The organism is Cyclobacterium amurskyense, assembly GCF_001050135.1.
GTDB lineage: Bacteria > Bacteroidota > Bacteroidia > Cytophagales > Cyclobacteriaceae > Cyclobacterium > Cyclobacterium amurskyense.
Genome location: NZ_CP012040.1, coordinates 4,019,751 through 4,044,945 on the forward strand (window position 1 = coordinate 4,019,751; position 25,195 = coordinate 4,044,945).

The window sequence follows — 25,195 nt, forward strand, 5'->3', positions numbered from 1 at the left end:
GGTAATTAAAATAAGTAGGCAATCAGGATCTACTCTACTAATCAATTAAGACTATGAAAGGACAATTTTTACAAATCCTAAAATATGTTGCGGTAGCAACTTTAGGTTGTCTAAGCTTGTTTTTTGTGGCAGTTCTTGTACCCTACCAGCCTATTAATTTCCCTGAAAAGAATTATTCTCGATTGATCTTAGAAAACATAAATATCGTAGACCTAAAAAACGATACAATTCTTGAAAATCAGTATTTATTGGTTGAAGGAAATCAAATAAAAAGAATAGATTCAGAACCATTTAAATCAGCGCAAGGTGATTGTAAAATTATAGATGGGACGGATAAATATTTGATCCCTGCTTTGTGGGATATGCATACTCATCTAAATAAACAGTCTCCAAATAGTGCATATGCCCAATTTGTAATAAATGGCATCATGCATATTCGAGAAATGCGAGGAGCCTATAACAATAGAGATCACTTTGCATCTACTCCAGAGCGAATAAAAAAATGGAATAAAAAGGTCGCAAATAATGATTTGCTTGGACCATATATTCACAATATTCCGAGCATTGCAATAGATGGACCGAGTTCAATGTTTAACAATTCACCTGAATACTTTAATTGCTCAAACAGTGAACAGGCTAGAATGTTAGTGAAGCATTTTCAGTCTCAAGGAATTACCACGATTAAACCTTACAACAATATTTCTAAAGAGGCATTTTCCACATTGATGGAAGAAGCAAAAATTAGGGGAATTGAGGTAGCTGGTCATAAACCTGTTCGCGTAAGTACTATTGAATCAGCTAATGCAGGTATGAAAAGCATTGAACATGCTCGATTCTTAATATGGGATAGTTTTAAAGGTTCGCAAGAACTCAGGAATAGTGATAACCCGAAGGGAAGCGATAATACCACACTTAGGCAAAGAATGCTCGATGAGCACGATACACTGCTATTGGCAGCAAATTTAGAGGCTTTAAAAAATAATAAGACTTATTATTGCCCTACACATCTTACTAGAAGGTCTGATGCCTTTGCTGATGGAGAAGACTTTAGGTCAAGGTACGATAATATCAACCCAATCTTTAGATTTTTATCCTTTGAGGATTTAGACGCTACCTTACAAGAAGACACAACATCTAATGCAAGGAAGGTTTATAGGGAGTTTTATATAAAAGGGCTAGAAATTACTAAAACTGCAAACACCTGCGGAGTTAAAATATTGGCAGGCTCTGACGTACCAGAACTACCAGGAACTTCATTAATTGATGAGTTACTAGAAATGTCAAAAACTGGCATTTCTAATTATGATGTCATTAAGACGGCAACCCTTAATCCATCCGAATATTTTGCTTTAGAGGATAAATACGGAACAGTTGATCAAGGTAAAATGGCAGATTTAATACTTCTTTCCCAAAATCCAATTAAAGATATTTCAAGTCTTAAAGATATACATGGAATTGTCTATAATGGCGTTTATTTAGATAATGACGAAATAGTTCGATTAATACGAAAAACAAATTCTAGAAATATTGGGCTATTGATGTCTGCAAAACTTATATGGGGGGTGCTAATGTACATGACTATATGAAACTGCCTACAACGATGAGTATGATTGTAAGGGTTTAATAGGTTTTCGAGCAGTATCACTCGCCTCAAAGTTGGAGGGTAAATGGATAGGTTTGAGTTCCGCAATCCTTTACCAAATCATTCACTTACCGTTTGTCCTACACGAGGTGGCACTTACCCAGTAGGTGTAAATCCTACCAGGTCAATTGACTGTTCAACCTGAAGAAATCAGACATTAAATTTAGTGAACGTTTCGCCAAAGCTCGATAGTCTCAACTGTGCAAGCTAAAATACCCACACATCAACCAATAGTAGCTTCGAGAAGTGTATCTGTAGATTGGGGGGGTGAAGGTCTCAAACCATGGAACATCGCATGGATTAACATTAATGCGAAGTTCAATGGTCTACCGGAGTCATAGGGGTGGCGTGGTTATAAATGGATTGTGCAAACGCGGGGTAGGTTTACCTGAAAAGCAAACTAAGAAGGCTATCGATAAGACGTATGAAGGAAAACTTTCCTGTATTTAAAAGGATATGGTTTGATTAAGAGGGCCTTGATCCTCAACTTCTTATTATTTTATTATCTTTATAGGTATTTATAAAGTAGGGGATCAAGCTGTACTCTACTTCCTAATTATGAAAAAATTCTATTAAATATGAATGATAAGCTTTTGGACATATTTCAAATAGAAAAAACATGCAAATATCGTGGAGAAGTATATCATGTTAGGGATAATGGAGCTATTTATAGATGCAGAAGGTCTGGTAAAAGAAAAAGACCTTTAGATGAAAAATGGACTATCGGAAATCGTAATAAGTTAACTGGCTATAGGAATATTGGATCTGAAACAGTGCATAGAATTGTAGCAACCGCGTTTCATGGGCCACAACCGTCAGAAGACCACATTGTTGACCACTTTGATACTAATCGACAAAATAATCGACCTGAAAATTTGGCCTGGGTAACTCGACTTGAAAATATTTTATTAAACCCTATAACTGCACGTCGAATTAAGATTTCATATGGTAGCATCGAGAAATTTTTAAAAGACCCAACTCGGCCTATATCAGGAAATCCTGATCCAAGATTAGAGTGGATGCGTGCGGTCACAAAGGAAGAAGCAGATCATTCACGACAAAGATTGCTTGATTGGGCAAATGGTGGTAAAATACCTTCAGGAGGTATACTTGGAGATTGGCTCTACGAATTACCAAATGAACAATTTAGCGAAGAACCATCATCAGAAATTTTGATCGAGTCTAAAACATCTGGGGCAATTCAAAAAAGCTGGAAGACGCCGAGTGAGTTTCCACTTTGTCCTTCTAATCCTACAAAGAATGGCTTACAAGATTATTACCAACGTATCAAAGAAGGAGATGTGTTTGCACGTAATAACTTTGGTGAATCGAAAGTTGTTAGCGCAGCGCTTTCTGAAAGGTCGGATGTATTACTAGTGATGTGTCATCATCCTGGCGCAATAAAAGAATGGTCGCTGGCACAAGTTTCAATTGATGACCACCTTTTCATTCATGAGAGTTTAGGGACGTTTTTTCAGTTAGAAGGCGCTAAGAAGCAATTCACACTTAAACGTGGATTAAAATGGGAGGGTGGTGATTCCATAGATGATATTTGTTGACCGAGAAGAATATAAACTATGCCCATAATAACTAAGCATTCTGACGGCTGGAACTGCCTAGTCTGAATGCAGTGTGCCTAGTATGGGCATCTGGTATTTAAATACTAATAGAGCATGAAAACCTGTGCCGAAGCATTAGCAAGGCGTAATGTCTGCCCCCCCTAGGTGTAGTTTATGCCTTCGTGAGCTGGGTGTAGGTTTGCAAAACACCCTTCTATCCTTTCCAATTTGCAATTGGGAATGGACGGAATTACCAATGATCCACGGTTATCAAACCTTCTAATCCTGCATATTTTCATCTGTTTATAGTTTTTTTTAGTGGTCAGTACTTGCCCCGGTTTCCCGGGGTGGAGTCTCGCTACGATAATCATCCTTTGGCATTACGATTTCATCATGCTCGATTTCCTGATCTCTTATTTGATAAGCCTCTCCCATAACTAAAAATAATCTATCCTTGAATGAATTGCTAATGAATGCTGCTCGAGTGTACTGTTGATTAGGATGGGGTCTCCAATTTCAGTACAGTATTCAAAATATTGTCAATTTGTTTATATAAAGGGGTCTTCAGAAGCCATTGCAAATGGCATATAAAAAAATTTTGTCTTCAAAGTAAGTTAGGAATAAAAGGGGAAGATTTGGTCCCGATTTCGGGAAAACGTTATTGTTTACCCGGTTCTCCCCGGGGCCTGTCCTGTATTTAACAGGATCCGGTTTGATGATGAGGTGCTAATTCTTTACTTCTTATTATCTTTATCGGGAATTAAAATAAGTAGGCAATCAGGATCTACTCTACCCACCTATTGGAAAACAAGTAACACTAATCGATTGTTTTAAACTCTGGCAAACTTTCCATAAACAGAAATAAAAAATAAATTTGCGATATGGAAGATAAACTTCATTTACTAAGACAACATTTTGAAGAAATAGTTTCTTTAACTGATGATGAGTGGAACTTTGTAAAATCACATTTTGAATATAAGCGCTTCAAAAAGCACCAATTTTTAATTCAAGTGGGGCAACCTGTGGATTTTGAGTATTGGATTATTAAAGGCTTGGTAAAAGCGTATTCCATTGACGAAAAAGGTAAAGAACACATTCTTCAATTTGCAATGGAAAACTATTGGGTGAGCGATCATTGCGCTTTTCAACATCAAGAACCAGGGACTATTTTTGTGGATTGCCTTGAAAATTCCGAGTTTTTCGGCTTGTCTTTAGAGAACAGGGAAAAGATTTGCTTAGAAGTACCTGCTGTCGCCAACTTTTTCAGAATTAAATCAAACCACGGTTATATAAATCTTCAGCAAAGAATCCTTTCTTTACTTACTATGACCGCAGAAAGCAGGTACGAATACCTGGTAAACAAATTGCCACAATTAATACAACGCGTTCCTAAAAAATTAATTGCTTCCTATTTAGGCGTATCCAGAGAAACCTTAAGTCGTTTTAACAGCTAAAAGTGAGCTAAATCACTTTTAAAAATTGACGTACCTCACAAAAAATTCGTGAGGTATGTCCTCGCACAGCCTTTGGTTTTCATAGAATTTTGTATCGAACAATTAAATACAATGTACTATGAAAACTACAAGAATATTTTTTCTTTTATTTACAGTGATCGCCATAGGTTTTAACGCCTATGCGCAAGAAGGCAAAAGACCTTTAATGGGTAACTCCTACGGTATCATCAATATTGATGAATACGTTAAACTACTCCCTCAAAGCCACAATGGAGTCATCAAAGACATTAGACTAATAGACCGTGAACACGCAGGTGTTAGAGTCTTTAGGTTGTATGATGAAGTGCCTATGCATTACCACGCAAAATCTGATGCATACCTCTACATTTTAAACGGCAAAGCAGAATTTTATGTAGCTGACAAAGGTCCTGTGGTTGCAGGAAAAGGCGACCTGTTATTCTGGGGTAAAGGTACAGCACACGGTAACGGAAAAATTTTAGAAGGACCGTTAGATGTACTTGTTTTTGATGCCATTGCCAGAGATCCAAGCGATGTTATCTGGGTAGACCCATCAACCCAAAAGAAATTTTTAGGTAACTAATCAAATCACATTCACCTTTTAAAATCAATAACGATGAAAACTATAACAATCATAAAAATAGTCTTGTTCGCATTTGTGATGAATCACTCAATGTTTGCACAAGCACAGCTAGAAACACTAGCAACATTTCCAGAATCAAGACCAGGAAATATAACCGTATCCAATGATGGAAGAATATTTGTAACAATGAGCGCATTAAGTGCTTCAAAATATATGGTGAAAGAAATTTTGCCTAGTGGAGAGGCCATTCCGTTTGGCGATAAAGAATGGATAGTAAAACCTGAAAATGGAAGCCTAAAAGGTATCAATTCAACTATCGGAATTCAAGCTGATGCCAATGGAATTCTTTGGGTGTTGGATATGGGTAACGCAAAACAAAATCAGGCTCCAAAATTGGTTGGTTTTGATTTGGTTACGGGTAACGTAACAAAGGTTTTCCCTATTCCAAATACGGTATTGTCAACAAAACCTTTTTTACAGGATTTTGTAATTGATGTGAAAAACAACACCGCTGTAATTGCAGATATGACCGATGCTTTAAATCCACCGATTGCCCCAGCTTTTGTAGTGATTAATCTAGAAACGGGTTATATAAGACGTGTTTTAGAAGGAAATCCTTCGTTTTTACCCTCCGATGAACCTGTGAAAATTCACGGTAGATTGGTCTCTCACAAAAGAAAAGACGGTACTACCCTTCAGCCAAGATATCCTTTAAATCCTATTTCTATTGATGATGAAAACAATTACATCTACTATGGTGCAATGGGAAATACCAAAATTTACCGCATACCTTCTGCTGTTTTAGCGGATGAAAGTAAGCAAGATATAGACCTGAATAAGTACATCGAGTTTTATGCCAACAAACCAAAATCTGACGGATTTAAAGTGGGTGCAAACGGTAAAGTCTATGTAACCGATGTTGAAAATTCAGCCATTGTAGAAAGTACGCCTTCAGGTATGAAAACCATTGTGCAATCTAAAAAAGACTTGTCTTGGCCTGATGGTGTTGCCATACACGGAGACTACTTGTATATCGTAGCAAATCAGCTTCATAATCTACCCTTATTAAATGAAGGGAAAGACGCGAGCAAGCCGCCTTATTTGGTGTTAAAAATAAAAATTCAAGAGTAAGAATCTCTAAAAAAATGGGTGATGTATCCGCATCATTAAATGTGACCTACATCACCCTTTTTTATTGATTTAGGTCACTCTAAAATGGTGATATACATCCTCGCACAACCGTTGCTTTAAACGGAAATTTGCATAAGAAATTTAAAAAAATATCAACATGAAAACAATAGTAAATACATTAAAAACAATTGCGTTAGTAGCCACGCTTTTTATTGCTTTAACTACAAATGCGCAACAAGTACCAACATCACCTTATGGTGCAGACGATGAAATTGGTGCACTTAATCTTTTAAATGAAGAAATTGTTTTAGACGCTGTAAAACTGGTTAAAAAAGGAAAAGTATACCGCTTAGGAATGGTGGTAAACGCACAAACGGCAGCTTTCCGTCACAGATACTTTCATATCGAAACCTTACAGCCAGAAACTGCTGCCGCGGGTTCTAACAAATTCACCTACGTAGACGATCAATTAATAGGCTGGACTGGTGTTGGTTCGCAAATAAACGGATTGGCACATTACGGTAGAGACAATGTGCATTATAACGGACATAAAGTAGAAGATTTTTTAACCGTTTCCGGCGTAAAAAAATTGGGTTTAGAAAAATTACCGCCTATAGTCACTAGAGGTGTTGTCCTCGATATGCGCTCCTATTACAATCAAGATATAGTAAAAGAAGGTACAGTTTTTACAGTTGAAGACATTGAAAAAGTAGCCAAAAAACAAGGCATTGAAATCCGTAAAGGAGATGTGGTTCTGTTTTACACAGGATGGACAAAATTAATGGGTAAAGATGATAAACGCTATTTAGCTGGTGGGCCTGGAATTGGTACTGAAGCTGCGCATTATTTAGGTAAAAAAGGAATTGTTGCAGCAGGTGCAGACAATTGGTCTTTTGAAGCGGTGCCACACGAAAACAGCTCACTTTCTTTTCCTGTAAATCAAATGATGGCCACCGAATACGGTGTACAAGTATTAGAAAATATTCTTGTAGATGAACTGGTGGAAGATAAAGCTTGGGAATTCCTTTTTGTATTAGGTCATCCTTTATATGAAGGGTCTACACAAGTACAAATAAACCCTGTTGCCATTAAATAAGAATATCAAAAAAACTATTAGAAATTATGGAAACATCAACCATATATAGAGATACAACGGTAGTCAAAAAGAAGAGTCTACCGGCAGCATTATGGGCATTGACCATAAGTGCATTTGCCATAGGAACAACGGAATTTGTAATTGTAGGTTTGCTGTCCACCGTTGCCAACGATTTAGGTACATCATTGACATCAGCAGGACTGTTAGTTAGTTTATATGCTATTGGTGTGGCCATTGGCGCACCTATTTTAACTGCCTTAACAGGTAAAATTCCAAGAAAACAGTTATTAATGGGCATTATGTTACTGTTCATTATTGGTAACGGATTAGCAGCAATCTCACCAAGTTTTGAATTGTTGCTTTTATCGAGAGTTGTAACAGGTTTTGCTCATGGAGTATTTTTCTCTATTGGTTCTACCATTGCCGCTAGTTTAGTGCCAAAAGACAAAAGAGCAACTGCCATTTCTATAATGTTCGCAGGTCTTACGGTAGCCATTGTAACCGGTGTGCCTTTGGGAACATACATAGGCCAAAATTTTGGATGGAGAGCAACCTTTATAGGCGTTGCCATTTTAGGAGCGATTGGCGCTGTAGCTAGTTTAGCATTGGTACCCCAAAACATCAAACAATCAGAACCACTACGTCTTATAGACCAATTAAAAGTGATTAAAAATCCGTCTATTTTATTGGTGTTGGCCATTACCGCATTTGGTTATGGTGGTACGTTTGTAACCTTTACCTATTTAACGCCATTATTGGAAGAAGTAACCGGTTTCTCTTCAGGTATGACCAGTGTATTTCTTTTAATTTATGGTATTGCCATAGCCATAGGAAATGTTATTGGTGGTAAAGTATCTAACAACAAACCAGGAAAAGCCTTATTAGTCATGTTTGCACTTCAAGCAATAGTATTGTTTGTTTTATACTTCACAGCTTCTAGTCAGATTTTGGCAATTATAACCTTGTTTTTTATGGGAATACTGGCGTTTTCAAACGTACCTGCATTGCAATTATATGTCGTGAAAATGGCTGAAAAATATCTACCAGGGACCGAAGATGTAGCATCTGCCTTAAACATTGCCGCATTTAACGTAGGTATTGCTATTGGCGCCTACGTAGGGGGAATGGTTGTAGATTCAGATCTGGGTATTGAAGCAACTCCTTGGGTAGGTGGTATCCTAGTGATAATAGGATTCTTGTTGACCCTAGTTTTATTCAAAAAAGAAAAAATATAAATAGTATAATAATGACTTCATTAAAATTTAGAAATAACGACGAAATGCCAATTTTAGGCTTAGGAACATTTAGGTCTGAACCTAATGAAGTGTACAATGCGGTACTTCTTGCTATAAAAATTGGATACAGACATATTGATTGTGCTGCCGCCTACGGAAACGAAAAAGAAGTGGGTAAGGCCATAGCCGAAGCAGTTAAACAAGGCTTGGTAACGCGTGAAGATTTATGGGTGACTTCAAAATTATGGAATGCCTTTCACGGAGAAGAAAACGTGATTCCTGCGCTGAATCAAACTTTAAAAGATTTACAACTCAATTACCTAGACCTGTATCTAATTCACTGGCCTGTCGCTCTTAAAAAAGGAACTGAGATGCCAGAGAAAGCTTCCGATTTTATTCCACTTTCAGAAGTGCCATTAACCAATACTTGGAAAGGTATGGAAGCTACTTTGAAACAAGGACTTGCAAGGCATATTGGCGTGAGTAATTTCAATGAAAATCAGCTTAAGGAAATAATGGCGACTGCAGTGCATCAACCAGAGATGAATCAGGTTGAAATGCATCCATTTTTACAGCAGGAAGAGCTGAAAGCATTTTGCGTTCAAAACGATATTCTGCTGACTGCATATGCGCCTTTGGGCTCGTTAGTAGATGAAAATACCACGTTGCGCTTACTGGAAAATGACAGGATAAAATCCATTGCCAACGCTAGAAATATGTCGCCTGCACAAGTAGCATTGGCGTACACCATTCAAAGAGGAGTTGCCGTAATCCCTAAATCTATTAATGAAGCAAGATTGCTTCAGAATTTAGAGACTTTAAACCATACGCTTACAGAAGAAGATATGGCGTTACTAAAGGACTTAGATAAAGGACACCGTTTTATAGATGGTAAATTTTGGGAAGTTGAAAATGGACCATATACCGCAGATAGTATCTGGAATAACTAATCTTGAAAATCATCAGGTGTCCTTACAGATACCTGATGATTTCAAAAACAAATAACACTATGAATCAATTTGATAAACTATATATACCAGGTAAAATGACACTTGGTATAGAGTTTCCTTTAGATAATGATTGGTCATCAGATGGAAACCGTAAACGTTTGGAAGATAATAGACCTTTTGGAGTGCCAGACATTTCAAATCATTTAGCTTTGGCAAAACAAATTGACGAAGCTGGCTTTGCTGCTTTATGGTTGCGAGACGTTCCTGTGTATGATCCTAATTTTGGCGATGGTGCACAATTGTTCGATACGCTTCCATATTTGGGCTATTTATCTGCAGCTACCAAAAACATTTTGTTGGGTACCGCAGCCATTGTACTGCCCTTGCAACAGCCAATAAAATTGGCAAAAGCAGCTGCTACCATAGAAAATTTAAGTGATAGTAGGCTTTTGTTAGGCTTGGGATTGGGCGACAGACCTGTGGAGTTCCCGATGTACAATATCGATTATAATAAAAGACCCGAAATCTTTAGAGACAATCTTGATATCATTAAAGAAGCTTGGAAAACTAATAGCAATTTAAAATCTAAGTATGATTTTTTAAATAGCGGTATTGAAGTCTATCCAAAACCGAAGAAAGACATTCCGCTTGTAGTCGCTGGTCATTCCGGACAAAGTATTGATTGGATCGCCAAAAATGCACAAGCTTGGTTTAACTACCCAAGACCGGTAGCAGAAACTTTAGAAAACAGAAAATATTGGTGTAGTGCATTGTATGATGAAGATCAAGCAGCTAAACCTTATATTTCTGCCATACATTTAAACTTAGACCCAAATGATAATGCTACTTTCAAACCACATCGTTTTGGTGGTACAGTAGGTATTAATCATCTTACCAAATATTTAAAAGAATACGAAAATGTCGGAGTCAACCATATGGCAATTAACCTTAGAAAATCTGAAACCCCAGTAAATGAGGCTATAGCTAAAATTAAAGAAATTGTTTTACCCGATTTTGTTACCATTTAGCTACTTTTTGTTACTGGTATTTATAGGATTCAAAAAAAATCAAAGAACAAAAATCCCTAATTTAAAAATGGATGGCCAATAACTAATCATTCTGACGGCAGGAACAGCCTATTCTGAATGCTGTTGAACCCTGAGAAATGCTCAAGGTAGACTTCAATAAAACATTGTAGAGGTGTCGAGAAGGAAGAATTTCCAGCCAAAAGCTTCGGAGTAGGATAGGGATTTTAAAGTGATGGTTGTGACAACAATAATTCCAGCGTTAACCTATTTATATTCAATAAGGCTGGCGGCATAGGGGTAGCATAATTTGCATCGTATTTTCGGGGAAGGGTTTGTTAAAGGAGGTATTTATATTTTGCTTCTTCTTATTATCTTTATAGGCTTGGATAGAACAAACTGGCAAGCGCTACTCTTCTGCTTCCCTATCTGCAGTAAATAAACAATGGTAAAATCCTATATAAAATGATGCCAACCAAGAGAACTCAATGCTTTCAACTAACCCTAATTATCATTCTCGGATTCTCCCTTTTTTCATGTAATCAGCAACAAAGTTTGCAAAGTAGGATTGATTTGGCCATTAAAAATAAGGATTCGGTTTTGGTGATTCCCGATGGAAAGTACGTCATAGAGCAACCCTTACATCTCTCGGGTGTGGATAATCTGGTGATCAAAGCAGATTCGCCGAATGGTGTAACCATCACTTCAAGTATGGACCTGCCAATAGAAAACTTAACCTGCCTGGATAAAGACAGCGGATTGTATGAGTATACTGACCCAAAGTTAATCATGCCCCCTTGGTCGGATTCATTTAAGGGCTATGCAGGTTGGCCGGAAATCTATATTGCAGGCATCCCATTGACCATATCTCGTTACCCAAATGAAGGGTTTATACAAGCTGATTCAATCATTAGGGCCGGTAAGAAGCCGGAAAATAAGGAAACCAAGCAAGAACCTCCGAAATTCTTATCTGCTCAACTAATACAAAATTACAACAAAGAATTGCCCTTGTTTCTAAATGGGTACTGGACTTTTAAATGGGCTGACGAAATTATTCGGGTGGATTCCATCAATCCCCAGTCCGGTGAAATTGAACTTGCAGCTCCCCACAATTATGGAATGGGCGCTCCTTCGGGTGGACTCTTTTACGCGATCAATCAACCGGAATATGTGGATACGGAAAATGAATATTATTACAATCCCAATACCGGAACCATTCGTTTTATTCATTCTTTTTCAGATGAGGAAGTGGAATCCATTCAAATTGCCTATCAGGATTTTACCCTTTTGGAGATACAAGATTGTAATCAAATCAAAATTGAAAATATAGATTTTAAATACCATAATAATTTGGCTGTCAATATTTCCAATTCCAAATCGGTAGTGATCGAACAGGCTGAGATGTATGGATTAGGCAGATCTGCCGTAGCCATAACTGAGGGATTTAATTGTGGGGTTAGCAATAGTACGCTTAAATATTTAGGAGACGCCGGTATTTTGCTTTCAGGTGGAGATAAAAATACTTTGACAAAGGCATCCCATTTCGTGGAAAACTGTTCCATTAGTTATTTTTCAAGGCATGTTAAAACGTATGCCCCTGCGGTTAAATTAACTGGGGTAGGGCATATTGTAAAAGGAAACCACATTAGTTTTGCGCCCCATAATGCGATTCTTTTTTCCGGAAATGATCATTTGATTGCTGAAAATGTAATCAGAAAGGTTTGTTTAAATACTTCGGACGCAGGAGCCATTTATTGCGGTAGAGACTGGACCATGGGCGGAACCGTGATTCGGGAAAACACCATCAGTGAACTGGGACAAGCAAGCCACCACCACAATTGGGCCATTTATTTAGATGATTTGGCCTCTGGGATAAGTGTTGTCAATAATCATATTGAAGACAGTCCTTCAGGGATATTAATAGGTGGTGGACGTTTTAATCAAATTAGCAACAACACGATTAAAAATTGCCCTTTAGCATCCATTGTGTACGATGCAAGAGGATATGACGATTGGTTTAAACAGCACCTTGTCGATCGTGAATTGTCCTTGTGGCCTCGCTTAAATGCAGTCCCCTTCAATCAAGCCCCTTGGAGCGAACGATTTCCCTGGTTGCAAGAGATTCACGGGGATGATCCGGCAATTCCCAGAGGAGCTGAAATAAAAAACAATCAAATAATAAGTTCTGCACCGCCCAAAATTCATGATAAAGTATTTGAATACGGACAGGTAGATATTAAAACTAAAAATACCAATTAAAACCAAAAGGGGAAGGGCCTACGCTATCCAAGGATAAGCTATTTGACTATAACTACCTGAATTGAACTCAGGATTTATTCATGAAAGTTGAAAACTTTCTACATTATAGGAAATAGACACAGAAAAAGCAGATAAGTTAAATCTTCCTTTAGGGGGATTTTGAGTTTTCAGGACTTGCGTGTTCGTACCTGTTTTTACATTTCTTCAGCCAGTTTTTGAAAAACGACCTAATCGATGAACTCATTATTTCAATTGTGCCCGTTTTAGTCGGAATGGCACCGGGTTATTTAAAGAAAGAAGACCTGAACAACTATTGGAATTTTTAAGTGTAAAGACATTTGATACAGGATTAACATAGCTTCATTATAAAAGGAAAAAATAAGAATAGAACCTAAAAAGATGCATCAACCATCTTGGCTTTATCTGAATTAATTATTCAAATCATTTGCGCAATCAAATAACTGCGTATATATTTGCAGTCAAATAATTGCGTAATGAAATTAAGAAGAGACGTATTTCAGGCCATAGCCGATCCAACAAGAAGAGCTATCATCACTTTGGTCGCAGCGAGTGCCATGACTCCAACTGCCATTGCGGAGAATTTTGATTACTCAAGACAAACCATTTCAAAACACATTCAAATTCTTACGGAATGTGAAATATTGCAACAAGAGCAAAAAGGAAGGGAAATTTACTACCAGCTCAATTCTGAAGGGATGAAGGAGATAGCAGATTTTATCGAACCATTCAGAAAGATGTGGGACGTTCGATTTAATAAACTTGAGGCTGTAATGAAAAAACACCAATAAATTACCTAATACGCTATGGAACATAAAACCCAGGTTGATGCCCCTAAAGGCAAGCAAGAACTTACCATTACAAGAGAATTTAACCTTCCAGTTGAGCTGCTTTATAAAGCATACACTGAATCTGAGTTTATTGAACAATGGATGGGCACCCAAGTGATTAAGTTTGAAAATGTTAACCACGGAAGTTATCGGTTCGAAACGTCTCATGGTGGAAATGTAATGTTTAAGGCCCATGGAACCATTCACAAAGTTGTACCGAATCAAGAAATCGTACGCACTTTCGAAATGGAAAACATGCCCATTGGTGTACAGCTTGAGTTTCTAAACTTTGAGGAAATCACAAACGAAACGAGTAAACTGACCATTCAAGTCATTTACAAATCAGAAAAACATCGTTCAGAGCAGTTAAAATTGCCATTTGCTTATGGTATAAATATGGCGCATAACAAGCTTGAGCAAATTATTACCCATTTAAAATAAGTTGTAATGAAAAAAAGAAACAAAGTCTTTTATTGGATAGCTACCATTTGGCTTGCCTTAGGAATGCTTTCAACCGGAATTGTACAATTGATAAGAATGGAAGAAGAAGTTCAGAGCATTAATGCATTAGGTTACCCAACCTATTTACTGCCTATGCTAGGTACATGGAAAATTTTAGGCGTAATAGCCATTTTAATTCCTAAATTTCCTTTGTTGAAAGAATGGGCCTATGCAGGCTTTTTATTTGTGATGATTGGTGCCATAATTTCTCATTTATCGGTTGGAGATGAGTTGATAACATTTTTTGGCCCTGCCTTATTGATGGTGCTTACAGTAGTATCTTGGTATTTTAGACCAGCAAATAGAAAGTTGGAGAAACAATAAATATGGAAAATCCAAAACCAAAAACAGTAGATGAGTTTATCGATAGTTCACCTTTAGCATCTCAAGAGGTAATGATAAAGCTCAAAAAGCTAATAGAAACTACAGTGCCCAGAACTGAAAGTGGCATCAGTTGGAGTGTGCCTATATACAAGTACCACGGAATTCTTGCCGGCTTTTCCTTAGCCAAAAAACACGTAAGTTTTGGCATAGATTCATTACCAGAAGAAATTCGTAAAGTACTTGAAGAGAAAGGATACAAGACGGGTAAGAAAACCATTCAGATAAAGTTTGACCAAGATGTCCCGACTGCAGAAATAAAGCAGCTTATTAGAGCACAAGCTAAAATAAACGAGGGCTGATCCCACAACAATGGAAATAAAAAAACACAATTTGGATGGCATTCAAGTCGCTGAAATCACCTCAGAAGAAATTAAAATTCACAACACAGAAGATGCTTTGGATTTATTGGGGAACTTGTATTACCAAGGGTACGATAAAATGATTGTCCATGAGGAAAATATAACTCCTGCTTTCTTTGATTTAAAGACAAAATTAGCTGGTGATATTCTCCAGAAATTTACACAATACAATATGGCTTTATACATCATTGGGGATTTTTCAAAATTTAAAAGCCAAAGTATGATCGACTTTATCTGTGAGAGTAACAAAGGAAGTCAGGTTAATTTTCTAGGTTCAATTGGTGAAGTCTTTAATAAATAATTGCAGGTATTAAACTGTAGGAGGAGACTAAGCATTCTGCTTAGGAAATGGATGGCTTCATTCGGTAATAAAATTCTTCTCGGGGATAGGGGGCAATATAAAAGGGGGCCGGTTTTTAAACCGGCCCCCTTTTATATTCATTTGCTTTGGCTTGTGGCAATTGCTTTTACTAGCAACAGTCGCTAAAGATTCGCTTTTAAGTCTTCCCAATTCCAGTCATTGTTGATTTGAGAGATGGCATGGTGTGCCGTCATATCAAACTGGCAAGGAACCACAGAGACATAATTATTGGCAATGGCCCATTCATCATTGTCTTCTCCTTTGTCAAAATTGACGAAATTACCCGCCATCCAAAAGTATTTACGTCCATTCGGATCGTACCTTTCTTCAAAATCCTCCTGCCATTTGGCGCGGGCTTGTCTACAAATCTTGATTCCCTTAAGGGGTTCATTCCTTTTAGGCGGGAAATTAACGTTTAGTGCTACCCCCTTGGGAATACCATTCTCCAATACCTGTCGGGCAATTTGACGAACATACTCCTTAACATGAGAGAAATCCGCTTTGGAACTGTAATCACATAAACTGAAGCCAATAGAAGGAATGCCTTCAATGGCCCCTTCAATGGCAGCAGACATGGTGCCTGAATATAGAACACTAATGGAAGTATTGCTACCATGATTGATTCCACTGACTACAAGGTCAGGCTGTTTGTCTTTCAGGACATAATGCTTGGCTAATTTTACGCAATCTACAGGTGTACCACTGGATTTATAGGCGACTACATCTGTGAAAATTTCTTCTTCTGAAAGCCTCAAAGTATTGCCAATGGTGATGGCATGTCCCATTCCTGATTGTGGGCTGTCGGGGGCTACTACGATAACTTCCCCTAACTCCTTCATTACTTCAACCAGAACGCGGATTCCTTTGGAGGTTATTCCATCATCATTGGAAACTAAGATTAATGGTTTTGACATTAAGAGTTACTTTTTAATTGATTGTAATAGGCTGTGATCCTCAAAAGATCTCCTCTTTTGTCATGAGAAAGTTTGTTTTTTCTCATATACAATTTCATTTCAGAAGATTTGTCGTCCATAAACTCTTTGAGTAAGACACTTTTCTTTTGATTGTATTTGAAAATTTTTTGGTCTTGGAGAAAATAGAAGTTGAAATCCAATCGACTAAAACCTCTCCCTGCCATCGGCATACCCCACATAGGGTTCATGTACATACTTCGCATGCCATAACTATTGTAACCACGATTATCTGTAGCTATAAACTCACGGCACAAAAGCGTTATGTCTTCGCCCTCAGTGAGTAGTTCGAAGAAAATGGGGGTTTTGTAGTCTGAATTCAATGCATAGGGGAGACTATAGAAGGTTCGGATGCCTCCATACACTTCATCGAATATTTCAAAATATTTGATAGAAGCGGAACTAAAAGTCTCTACAGTATTGCCTTGGACCAATACGATATTGGCATCCAAATCATACTTTACCTTTCCCTCATACATCTGTCCAGAGCTAAGAAATACTTTTCCCTGATGCCAAACCTGAGAAGGAAACTCCTGAGCCAATGCAACACTCGAAAGTAGAAGTAAAAGCACCAGGATATTAACGGATTTTTTCATGACAGATTCAATTTTGATTCTACCTTCAATACGAAAAAAGAGAGCTTTGTGTTGAACACACAGTTAAATAATGTGACAAATGGTTAACTTTTCATTATTTGATGCCCCATTTTATCTCTTTTGGTTTTGAGGTATTTTTCATTGTGAGGGTTGGAGTGAATTTCCAATGGAACAGTGTCCACAATTTCAAGTCCATAGCCTGACAAACCCACTCTTTTGGTTGGGTTGTTTGTGATAAGACGAATTTTACAAACTCCTAAATCTCTCAAGATTTGAGCACCCACTCCATAATCTCTTTTGTCCATAGGAAAACCCAATGCAAGATTTGCCTGAACTGTATCCATACCCTCTTCCTGAAGTTTATAGGCTTTAAGTTTGTTGATTAAACCTATGCCTCTGCCTTCCTGATTCATATAGAGAACGATACCTTTGCCATTTTCTTCCACCATATTCATGGCTCCATGTAATTGGGGACCGCAATCGCATCTGCATGAGCCAAAAATATCCCCGGTGATACAGGAAGAATGAACCCTTACCAAAACGGTATCTCCTTCTTTCCACTCACCTTTGATCAAGGCCATATGCGTTTCGTCTGTATTGGTTTGTTTGTAGGCGATCAACTTAAAATCACCAAATTTGGTAGGCATTTCTACACCAATTTCCCTTTTAATCAGACTATCATTTTTAAGCCTATAGGCAATCAAATCTTTAATAGAAACCAGTTTTAAGTCAAACTTCTTAGCCACGTGCACCAAATCAGGTAGTCGAGCCATGGTACCATCTTCATTCATGATCTCTACCAATACACCTGCAGGCTGAAGACCGGCTAAACGTGCCAAATCAATTGCCGCCTCAGTATGGCCTGATCTTCGTAAAACCCCACCTCTTTTGGCTTTTAATGGGAATATATGACCAGGTTTACCCAATTCATCCGGATTGATGTCTGGATCAATTAAAGCTTTAATGGTCTTAGAGCGATCACTTGCAGAGATGCCTGTGGTACAGCCGTGACCAACAAGGTCAACAGAAACGGTAAATGGAGTTTCAAAAGCAGCTGTATTTGTTCCGACCATTAATTCAAGGCCTAGCTCTTCGCACCTGTCCTCTACGAGAGGAGCACAAATTAACCCACGGCCATGTGTAGCCATGAAATTGATAATTTCTGGTGTTACTTTTTCAGCGGCACAAATAAAATCACCTTCGTTTTCTCGGTCATCATCATCAACGACGATTACGACCTCCCCGTTTTTTATTGCCGCTATCGCGTCTTCAATTGGATCCAGATAAACAGTATCTTTCATTTTAATTTTTAAAGTCTAATATATGTAATCACAAAATTACGATTATTTATTCTACTAACCCTTATTACCAAATTTTAGTTTAATTTCTGGAAGGGATAACATTGCCCAACTCTCGGTCAATCTGAGATTTTAGTTGAGTAAGTTCCATATGCATGGTCAATAATTCCTCAATTTCATCCTCTTTGGCCACTTTGATTTTTTCTTCAAGTTCATTTCGCATACGTTTCAAATAGGCGCTTTTTAGCTTTAAGGATATCTTATAGGTGGTTTCAGGAAGGTCATCGGCTTCCCTTTTGGAAAATATCTGATGTTTTGATTCCCAGTTTTTCGAAACTTCCCGGGTTGGAGCGATCATGTCAATGACCTCTTTTTTTAACTTGCTGTTTTGAATTTTTAAGAAATAATCGAATTTCGGTATAGTGCCCTGCCTCAAAGCATTCTTATAATGTATAAGCAACTCCTGATAAATTGGAGTGCCGAAATTTAGGTCTTTGATTTCTTCAAGGAGGTATTCACATACATGCATTTCCTCGGAAACCATCTCAAAGCCATAATTGATCAAAATCCGAATGAGTTCCCTCTCTTCCTTAATGGTAAGCGGTTGGGCTTTGGTGGTCTCTTCTTTGGGAGCGCCTGGAAGCAACTGCTCTATGGGCGTTTCATTGGGCTCCTTTTGGAATTTTGATGCCTTATTCTTTTGCTGGTTTTTAAGTAATTGCCTGTTAAGTTCTGTGAGTAAAATATCTTCCTCCATGGCCAGTAGCCTGGCAGATTCTTTGGCGTATACAGACCTGATAATAGGGTCAGGAACCTTGGAGATACTTAATACCACTTGCCGAATGGCTTCGGCTCTTTTGATGGGATCATCTGCCGCCCCTTTGGCAAAGAGATCAATTTTAAAATGGATAAAATCCTTTTCCTCTTTTTCAAGAAACTTCTTAAAACCTTCCTTGCCGGACTTTCTGGCAAAACTATCCGGATCTTCATTCGGAGGAAAAACCACCGCTTTTACATTTAGCCCTCCCTCGAGCAACATGTCAATACCCCGCAAAGAAGCATTTATACCAGCGTCATCCCCATCATAAAGGACTGTGACCTGATCCGTAAACCTTTTGATTAATTTGATTTGACTTTCGGTGAGGGAAGTACCTGAGGAGGCGACTACATTTTCCACTCCAGCCAAATGCATGGAAATTACGTCGGTATAGCCTTCTACCAAATAGCAATTGTCCTTTTGTCGAATGGCTTGCTTTGCCTGATAGATGCCATATAAAACATCACTTTTATGATAAATGACCGTTTCAGGAGAGTTGATGTATTTGGGCTGTTTCTTGTCTTGGGTCATTATCCGAGCACCAAAAGCAATGGCTTTTCCGCTCAGGTTATGAATCGGAAACATCACCCTACCCCTAAACCTGTCATAATAATTCCCTGGTTTATTCTCTCGCTCTAGAATAAGCCCAGCCTTAAGAAGATTTGACTCCTCAAAACCGGCTCCCTTCGCTTTGTTGAGTAGGTGGTCCCAACCGTCAAGAGAATAGCCAAGCTCAAACTTTTCAATGGTGCTGGCATCAAAGCCTCGCTCCTTTAAATAGCTCAGCCCTATGGATTGTCCTTCGCCTGATTGAAGGTTTTCATGGAAAAAATCTTTCGCATAGTTCAAGGCAATGTACAGGCTTTCCTTTTCATTGTATTCCTGTACATCGGCAGGGTCAACACTAGTGTCTTCTTCTACCTCTATGCCGTATTTCTTAGCCAAGTGCCTGATTGCCTCCGTGAAGCCCAAACCTTCAATGTCCATGATGAACTGAATGGGATCACCGGCCTTTCCACAACCAAAGCATTTGTAGATCTGCTTGGCTGGAGAGACGGAAAAAGAAGGGGTCCGCTCCTGATGAAATGGACAACATGCCCACAGGTTTTGCCCTTTTCTTTTCAAGGAGACATAATCATTGACCACTTCCTCAATGTCTACCTGCTCTCTTACCCTGTCTGTTGTTAGATTAGATATGGCCATATTTTTCTATCGAAAGGCAAAGATAAGATTTATGAATGAGAAAACTTCAGCCCAACAGCAGTCAAAAATAGAAACTATTTTTCTCCACATGAAGTTAATAGTGGGAAATTCAGAATTGCCTTTGGTACTTTGAATCCCCGAAATAAATCGTTTCAAAGTCATAAAAACAATATTATTGTCTGAAGCCCTTTCTTGTTTAATCAAGCTTTGGCTTGGGGCTTGTGTAGCGATTTCAGCACGTAATAGAATATCTATTGCATATTTCGGGTTTAAGCGTATTGGGCCAAAGCCCGTATTGCTTTAAAAGTAATTTTGTACATTCGGTTTAGCTGAGGCAATTTTCGGGTTTAAGCATTAAAATATTTTATTAACGGAGGATTAACTATAAATTGCATAAAAATCAAATATCAGGAATGAATATTTCTAAGGAAAAAGTATTAAAGGCCCTGTCTACGGTAGAGGATCCCGACTTAAAAAAGGATCTGGTTACTCTCGGAATGATTCAGGATTTGGAAATAATTAGTGACCAAAAGATTTCTTTTAAGGTGGTTTTGACTACTCCTGCCTGTCCATTAAAGGAGTTGATTAGGATAAACTGTGAAGAAGCAATAAAAAAGGCCTTCGGTGAGGAACTTGAGGCGGAAATTTTGATGACTTCAAATGTAACCACCATTCGTAACGATGCAGTAATGCTTCCGAACGTTAAAAATATAATTGCCATAGCCTCCGGAAAGGGTGGGGTAGGTAAGAGTACTTGTTCTTCAAATTTGGCCGTGGCCTTGGCTAAGTCAGGAGCAAAGGTGGGTTTGATTGATGCAGATATTTCTGGTCCTTCAGTACCTACCATGTTTAATGTAGAAGGTGAGCAACCTGCCATAAAACAAGTAGATGGAAAAAACATAATAGTTCCTATAGAGCAATATGGTGTAAAATTGATGTCAATAGGCTTTTTAACACCTGCTGATAATGCAGTAGTTTGGAGAGGCCCTATGGCAAGCTCTGCCCTAAAACAGTTTATTGGAGACGTGGATTGGGGTGAGTTGGATTATTTGTTGATAGATTTACCTCCTGGGACTTCAGATATTCACCTTACTATGGTTCAAACCTTACCAGTGACAGGAGCCGTTATAGTGACTACTCCTCAGAAGGTTGCATTGGCCGATGCTACTAAAGCCTTGACCATGTTTCAGCAGCCACAGATCAATGTGCCAATTTTAGGAGTTGTAGAAAATATGGCTTACTTTACACCTGCTGAATTGCCTGATAATAAGTATTATATATTTGGTCAAGGAGGCGGTCGCAAACTTTCTGAAAAATACGACGTTACTTACTTGGGAGAGATACCTCTGGTACAAGGGATAAGAGAAAGTGGAGACAGTGGTTATCCCGCAGTGATGAAGGAAGGGATTATGGCAGAAGCTTTCGGTAATTTTGCAGAGGGCGTAGCCAGGCAAGTAGCGATCAGAAATGCTGGTGCAAGCAAAACAGAAGTTGTACAGGTTAAAGGTTAAAGACAATGTTGGATCAATACAAGGATGAAATCGAAGTGGCTCTGGATACGATTAGGCCCTATTTGGAGGCTGATGGTGGTAATGTGAGAATTGTAGGGCTTACTGAAGACATGGTCCTTCAGTTAGAACTATTGGGAACATGCAGTTCATGCCCCATGTCTACAATGACGCTTAAAGCTGGGGTTGAAGAAGCAATAAAAAAGGCTATTCCTGAAATTATTAGGGTAGAAGCTGTAAATGTAGAAGTAGCCTGACTTATCATTTAATCTATGGTTAATAAATACAATGCACTGATACTTAATTTGGTATCAGTGCTATTTCTTTTTTTAAGCATTATTCAGCTTTCAATTGGTCAAGGAGCAACACCCACTGCTGATGTTGACAATTCCATAGACCAATGTGGAACAGTTTTTTTTGAAAAAAAGCAAGCCCAGGCAATGGGCTATTTTGGCACCCGACAATATTTTGAAAGTTGGGTTGATACCAAAGGGGTAGAAATGAAGCAAAATGCTCAGGGAAACCGGACACTTGCCAACGAAAAAAGGAGATTACCAGTTGTAGTTCATGTAATCCATCATGGAGAAGCCATCGGTGTGGGTGCTAATATCTCTGAAGCTCAAATCCTGGATCAAATAAGAATACTTAATGAAGACTTTCAAATGCAAAATCCAGATTTTGCTGCCAATACACCTAGTGAGTTTTTAGATGTAGCCGCCAATGCCGGAATTGAATTTGTATTGGCAAAGCAAGACCCACAGGGAATGTCTTCCAGTGGAATAAACAGGGTCCTTGGGCCGAAAGAAACTTATGGATTGAATGATGCCGCCTTAATAGGGCAGTTGGCATCCTGGGATCCAGAGGAATACATTAATATCTGGGTGTTGCCACTTACACCTCCTACTATTGGTTTTGCAGGGTTTCCTGTTTCCAATGAATTGGAAGGTTTAAATAACCCTTCCCCAACACCAGAAACAGACGGAGTCACCATTGATTATAATTATTTTGGAAGCATAGGCACTGCCGTTCAAAATTCAAGAGGAAGAACGGCCACGCATGAGATGGGGCATTTTTTTGGTCTTAGACATATTTGGGGAGATGGTGGATGTGAAGTGGATGATTATGTGACAGACACCCCCCTGCAAAGTCAATCCAACAACACTTGTATCGTAACCCCTCGGTTCACTTGTGATTCCAGGGATATGGTAGAGAATTTTATGGACTATACTCCTGATCGATGCATGAGCCTGTTTACTGAAGGTCAGGTAGAGAGGATGGATGTAATTCTAAACTTTAGTCCAAGAAGGGCTTCTTTGCCTACAAGTCGTGCCCTTTTTGAACCACAATTGTTTGACAGTGATATTGAATTACTAGAAATAGTATCGCCTTCAGTCTATATATGTGATTATTCATTCACTCCGATTATCGAAGTGGTGAACAAAGGTAAAGACCCAGTGAATAAAGTCAGGGCGAGTATAAAAGCAAATGGCCTTGAGCTTGAAACCAAAGACTTTGATGTTTCTATTGCTCCAGGAGAAACATTGGAGTTGGAATTTGATGTTGTTACCCTGAATGCTGAAAGTACAGTATTTACCGCAGAAGTTTTACTGGTAAATGGCTTTGAAGATGATGATACCTCTAATAATAGGCGTTCGGTAACTACAGCTTTACCGGTATCACAAACACTACCTTATGCCTATCCTGGTCATGTGGAGGCTTCCGGTTGGGAGTACATTAATGGAGACCAGGGATTTACCTGGACGCCTGTCAACCTTCAGCTTGATAACGCTAGGCAGGAGGCCTTCCTGCTCAATGGGTTTGATTATAATGGACAGGGTGAATTGGATTATTTAGTAAGTCCGGTTTTTGACCTTTCAGGAATACCAAATCCTCAGTTGTCATTTGATTTGGCATATTCTCCTTTTTCCAATAGTGCTTTTACTGAAACATTAATCGTGGCTGTTTCCACGGATTGTGGCAATACTTTCAATTTGCTCACTGCACCTTATAATAAATCAGGAGCAACTTTGGCCACCCTTGGAGGTTCTCTAAACGAGTTTTTCCCGTCTTCCGAACAGCAGTTTAGAAAGGAACTGGTGAACCTTAGTGCTTATGCAGGTCAGGATAATGTCAGGATAGCTTTTGTATCCATAAATGGCTATGGTAACAATATTTACCTTAAAAATATAGCCATCAATACTGAGGAGACTTACCGTTATCAGTTGGGAATTAATGAAGTGACCCAACCATTACCGGTAGTCAATGGAGACCAAATATTGGATAAGCTGAGTATAGATAATACTGGAAACCTTCCTGTATCAAGCTTTTATGTAAGCAACAGCATCAATGGTCTTGTAAATGAATCCTCCTTATTTAATGCGATTACCCTGGACGCTAATGCGAGTACATCCGTTGATCTTGCCAATGGCTTCGATCCTGGATTGAATGAAGTTGTTTACCAGGTTTCATCGCCTAATTTTGATCAAAATTTTGGTGCAGGAGACGAATTGACAAGTTATTTTATCCAAGATGATTCAAAGATTTTGGTTCCCTGGCGTCAGGATTTTGATTCGGGCTTAGGTGATTGGATTTCCATAAATCCTGAAAATGATTTTAGCTCCTGGCAGTTGAATCCTTCTTCCGGAGGAAATAGCAGCAATCAAATGGTTTTGGATGACATGGTATCAAACAACAGTTATTGGTTGGTATCTCCAGAATTTTCTTTAGCCGAAACCGGGAGGGCGGGATTGTTTTTTGATTGGGGAGGTACTGGTTTTTCATCTGGAAGCCAGACTAGCTTTTCGCTTATTGTAAGTAAAGATGGTGGGCAGACCGGACAATCACTTTGGGAAATGTCCGGAGAGGCTCTTAACAAAGACATCGACGCATCAGATGATCCGACTTTAGGAACCTTTGTAAACCTCAATGACTTCGCCAGAGAAGAAAAAGTAAGGCTGTATTTTAAAGTGAATAACCTTAATGATTCAGATGCATTATTATTTCTGGACAATATCTCTTTGTATTTATCAGATGATCCAGATCCGGTGGTTCCTGAGCTAAATCAATCTCTTGTTTACCCTAACCCAGCGATTGATAACTTCCATATTTCCTTTAATTTGGAGAACTACCAAGATGTGAAAATTGAGTTTTTCAGTTTAGCTGGTCAAAAAGCTTACGACGTGAGTTTTCCAAATACCTTAAATCAAACCTATACCTTTGGGAAAATGCACTTGGGAACTGGTTTATTTGTAGTTAAAATAACAGGAGAAAACTTTATGTTGACCAAGAAGTTGGTTGTATACTAATACCAAAAGCCACAATTGACCGTTCTTTCAGAAAAATCTTATTGGTTATTTACCAGTTTTAAATTATAGCATTAATTTGCATTAGAATTCAA

22 protein-coding genes are annotated in these 25,195 nt (G+C 38.5%); 18 read left to right on the top strand and 4 right to left on the bottom strand.

Annotation, left to right across the window (positions count from 1 at the left end):
- The first annotated feature begins 53 nt into the window (after positions 1-53).
- From CA2015_RS16465 to CA2015_RS16535, 15 genes are all read left to right on the top strand, one after another.
- Positions 54-1,586, top strand: coding sequence for an amidohydrolase family protein (locus tag CA2015_RS16465; protein WP_048642888.1), 1,533 nt, complete (start codon positions 54-56; stop codon positions 1,584-1,586).
- A gap of 634 nt (positions 1,587-2,220) precedes the next feature.
- On the top strand, positions 2,221-3,201 hold the full coding sequence (locus tag CA2015_RS16470; protein WP_048642889.1) for an HNH endonuclease signature motif containing protein: 981 nt from the start codon (positions 2,221-2,223) through the stop codon (positions 3,199-3,201).
- Positions 3,202-4,082: 881 nt separating this feature from the next.
- Positions 4,083-4,655 carry a Crp/Fnr family transcriptional regulator gene (locus tag CA2015_RS16475; RefSeq protein ID WP_048642890.1) on the top strand — a complete coding sequence of 191 codons (573 nt, stop codon included), beginning with the start codon at positions 4,083-4,085 and terminating at the stop codon, positions 4,653-4,655.
- A 118-nt stretch (positions 4,656-4,773) separates the two neighbouring features.
- Entirely contained in the window at positions 4,774-5,256 is a 483-nt protein-coding gene (locus CA2015_RS16480) for a cupin domain-containing protein (protein WP_048642891.1), read from the top strand.
- A gap of 33 nt (positions 5,257-5,289) precedes the next feature.
- A complete protein-coding gene (locus tag CA2015_RS16485) occupies positions 5,290-6,387 on the top strand; it encodes an L-dopachrome tautomerase-related protein (protein WP_084011835.1) in 1,098 nt (365 codons plus the stop codon).
- Between the two features lie 157 nt (positions 6,388-6,544).
- Positions 6,545-7,483, top strand: a complete 939-nt coding sequence (locus CA2015_RS16490) for a cyclase family protein (protein WP_048642893.1) — start codon at positions 6,545-6,547, stop codon at positions 7,481-7,483.
- Between the two features lie 26 nt (positions 7,484-7,509).
- The gene (locus CA2015_RS16495) at positions 7,510-8,718 is read left to right on the top strand and encodes an MFS transporter (protein WP_048642894.1); all 1,209 of its coding nucleotides are present in this window, start codon (positions 7,510-7,512) and stop codon (positions 8,716-8,718) included.
- A gap of 11 nt (positions 8,719-8,729) precedes the next feature.
- Positions 8,730-9,668, top strand: a complete 939-nt coding sequence (locus CA2015_RS16500; protein WP_048642895.1) for an aldo/keto reductase — start codon at positions 8,730-8,732, stop codon at positions 9,666-9,668.
- Positions 9,669-9,727: 59 nt separating this feature from the next.
- Positions 9,728-10,696 carry a TIGR03571 family LLM class oxidoreductase gene (locus CA2015_RS16505; protein WP_048642896.1) on the top strand — a complete coding sequence of 323 codons (969 nt, stop codon included), beginning with the start codon at positions 9,728-9,730 and terminating at the stop codon, positions 10,694-10,696.
- A 462-nt stretch (positions 10,697-11,158) separates the two neighbouring features.
- On the top strand, positions 11,159-12,952 hold the full coding sequence (locus tag CA2015_RS16510; protein WP_084011839.1) for a right-handed parallel beta-helix repeat-containing protein: 1,794 nt from the start codon (positions 11,159-11,161) through the stop codon (positions 12,950-12,952).
- A 494-nt stretch (positions 12,953-13,446) separates the two neighbouring features.
- A complete protein-coding gene (locus CA2015_RS16515) occupies positions 13,447-13,761 on the top strand; it encodes an ArsR/SmtB family transcription factor (RefSeq protein ID WP_048642898.1) in 315 nt (104 codons plus the stop codon).
- Positions 13,762-13,776: 15 nt separating this feature from the next.
- Positions 13,777-14,241: an SRPBCC family protein gene (locus tag CA2015_RS16520; RefSeq protein ID WP_048642899.1), complete on the top strand. Its 465-nt coding sequence runs from the start codon at positions 13,777-13,779 to the stop codon at positions 14,239-14,241.
- A 6-nt stretch (positions 14,242-14,247) separates the two neighbouring features.
- Entirely contained in the window at positions 14,248-14,625 is a 378-nt protein-coding gene (locus tag CA2015_RS16525) for a DoxX family protein (protein WP_048642900.1), read from the top strand.
- A gap of 2 nt (positions 14,626-14,627) precedes the next feature.
- Positions 14,628-14,984: an iron chaperone gene (locus CA2015_RS16530; protein WP_048642901.1), complete on the top strand. Its 357-nt coding sequence runs from the start codon at positions 14,628-14,630 to the stop codon at positions 14,982-14,984.
- Positions 14,985-14,994: 10 nt separating this feature from the next.
- A complete protein-coding gene (locus CA2015_RS16535) occupies positions 14,995-15,345 on the top strand; it encodes a DUF4180 domain-containing protein (RefSeq protein WP_048642902.1) in 351 nt (116 codons plus the stop codon).
- A gap of 182 nt (positions 15,346-15,527) precedes the next feature.
- Here CA2015_RS16535 and surE read toward each other — a convergent pair whose 3' ends face one another.
- From surE to dnaG, 4 genes are all read right to left on the bottom strand, one after another.
- Positions 15,528-16,319: a 5'/3'-nucleotidase SurE gene (gene surE / locus CA2015_RS16540; RefSeq protein WP_048642903.1), complete on the bottom strand. Its 792-nt coding sequence runs from the start codon at positions 16,317-16,319 to the stop codon at positions 15,528-15,530.
- Positions 16,319-16,972, bottom strand: coding sequence for a hypothetical protein (locus CA2015_RS16545; protein ID WP_048642904.1), 654 nt, complete (start codon positions 16,970-16,972; stop codon positions 16,319-16,321). Before CA2015_RS16545 ends, surE begins: the two co-directional genes overlap by 1 nt.
- 83 nt (positions 16,973-17,055) lie before the next feature.
- Complete coding sequence (locus CA2015_RS16550; protein WP_048642905.1) at positions 17,056-18,273, bottom strand: bifunctional 3,4-dihydroxy-2-butanone-4-phosphate synthase/GTP cyclohydrolase II; 1,218 nt, start codon at positions 18,271-18,273, stop codon at positions 17,056-17,058.
- A 79-nt stretch (positions 18,274-18,352) separates the two neighbouring features.
- Positions 18,353-20,290, bottom strand: a complete 1,938-nt coding sequence (gene dnaG, locus CA2015_RS16555; RefSeq protein WP_048642906.1) for a DNA primase — start codon at positions 20,288-20,290, stop codon at positions 18,353-18,355.
- Positions 20,291-20,703: 413 nt separating this feature from the next.
- On the opposite strand from dnaG, the gene CA2015_RS16560 reads away from it, so the two are divergent.
- From CA2015_RS16560 to CA2015_RS16570, 3 genes are read left to right on the top strand one after another with little or no spacing between them, the layout of a single operon-like run.
- On the top strand, positions 20,704-21,801 hold the full coding sequence (locus tag CA2015_RS16560) for an Mrp/NBP35 family ATP-binding protein (RefSeq protein ID WP_048642907.1): 1,098 nt from the start codon (positions 20,704-20,706) through the stop codon (positions 21,799-21,801).
- A gap of 5 nt (positions 21,802-21,806) precedes the next feature.
- On the top strand, positions 21,807-22,055 hold the full coding sequence (locus CA2015_RS16565) for a NifU family protein (RefSeq protein WP_048642908.1): 249 nt from the start codon (positions 21,807-21,809) through the stop codon (positions 22,053-22,055).
- 15 nt (positions 22,056-22,070) lie between these two features.
- On the top strand, positions 22,071-25,103 hold the full coding sequence (locus tag CA2015_RS16570) for a T9SS-dependent choice-of-anchor J family protein (protein WP_048642909.1): 3,033 nt from the start codon (positions 22,071-22,073) through the stop codon (positions 25,101-25,103).
- Positions 25,104-25,195: the final 92 nt, after the last annotated feature.

Coding starts and splice junctions, on each gene's coding strand:
- CA2015_RS16465 (WP_048642888.1), top strand. CDS start 54: ATGAAAGGACAATTTTTACAAATCCTAAAATATGTTGCGGTAGCAACT.
- CA2015_RS16470 (WP_048642889.1), top strand. CDS start 2,221: ATGAATGATAAGCTTTTGGACATATTTCAAATAGAAAAAACATGCAAA.
- CA2015_RS16475 (WP_048642890.1), top strand. CDS start 4,083: ATGGAAGATAAACTTCATTTACTAAGACAACATTTTGAAGAAATAGTT.
- CA2015_RS16480 (WP_048642891.1), top strand. CDS start 4,774: ATGAAAACTACAAGAATATTTTTTCTTTTATTTACAGTGATCGCCATA.
- CA2015_RS16485 (WP_084011835.1), top strand. CDS start 5,290: ATGAAAACTATAACAATCATAAAAATAGTCTTGTTCGCATTTGTGATG.
- CA2015_RS16490 (WP_048642893.1), top strand. CDS start 6,545: ATGAAAACAATAGTAAATACATTAAAAACAATTGCGTTAGTAGCCACG.
- CA2015_RS16495 (WP_048642894.1), top strand. CDS start 7,510: ATGGAAACATCAACCATATATAGAGATACAACGGTAGTCAAAAAGAAG.
- CA2015_RS16500 (WP_048642895.1), top strand. CDS start 8,730: ATGACTTCATTAAAATTTAGAAATAACGACGAAATGCCAATTTTAGGC.
- CA2015_RS16505 (WP_048642896.1), top strand. CDS start 9,728: ATGAATCAATTTGATAAACTATATATACCAGGTAAAATGACACTTGGT.
- CA2015_RS16510 (WP_084011839.1), top strand. CDS start 11,159: ATGATGCCAACCAAGAGAACTCAATGCTTTCAACTAACCCTAATTATC.
- CA2015_RS16515 (WP_048642898.1), top strand. CDS start 13,447: ATGAAATTAAGAAGAGACGTATTTCAGGCCATAGCCGATCCAACAAGA.
- CA2015_RS16520 (WP_048642899.1), top strand. CDS start 13,777: ATGGAACATAAAACCCAGGTTGATGCCCCTAAAGGCAAGCAAGAACTT.
- CA2015_RS16525 (WP_048642900.1), top strand. CDS start 14,248: ATGAAAAAAAGAAACAAAGTCTTTTATTGGATAGCTACCATTTGGCTT.
- CA2015_RS16530 (WP_048642901.1), top strand. CDS start 14,628: ATGGAAAATCCAAAACCAAAAACAGTAGATGAGTTTATCGATAGTTCA.
- CA2015_RS16535 (WP_048642902.1), top strand. CDS start 14,995: ATGGAAATAAAAAAACACAATTTGGATGGCATTCAAGTCGCTGAAATC.
- surE (WP_048642903.1), bottom strand. CDS start 16,319: ATGTCAAAACCATTAATCTTAGTTTCCAATGATGATGGAATAACCTCC.
- CA2015_RS16545 (WP_048642904.1), bottom strand. CDS start 16,972: ATGAAAAAATCCGTTAATATCCTGGTGCTTTTACTTCTACTTTCGAGT.
- CA2015_RS16550 (WP_048642905.1), bottom strand. CDS start 18,273: ATGAAAGATACTGTTTATCTGGATCCAATTGAAGACGCGATAGCGGCA.
- dnaG (WP_048642906.1), bottom strand. CDS start 20,290: ATGGCCATATCTAATCTAACAACAGACAGGGTAAGAGAGCAGGTAGAC.
- CA2015_RS16560 (WP_048642907.1), top strand. CDS start 20,704: ATGAATATTTCTAAGGAAAAAGTATTAAAGGCCCTGTCTACGGTAGAG.
- CA2015_RS16565 (WP_048642908.1), top strand. CDS start 21,807: ATGTTGGATCAATACAAGGATGAAATCGAAGTGGCTCTGGATACGATT.
- CA2015_RS16570 (WP_048642909.1), top strand. CDS start 22,071: ATGGTTAATAAATACAATGCACTGATACTTAATTTGGTATCAGTGCTA.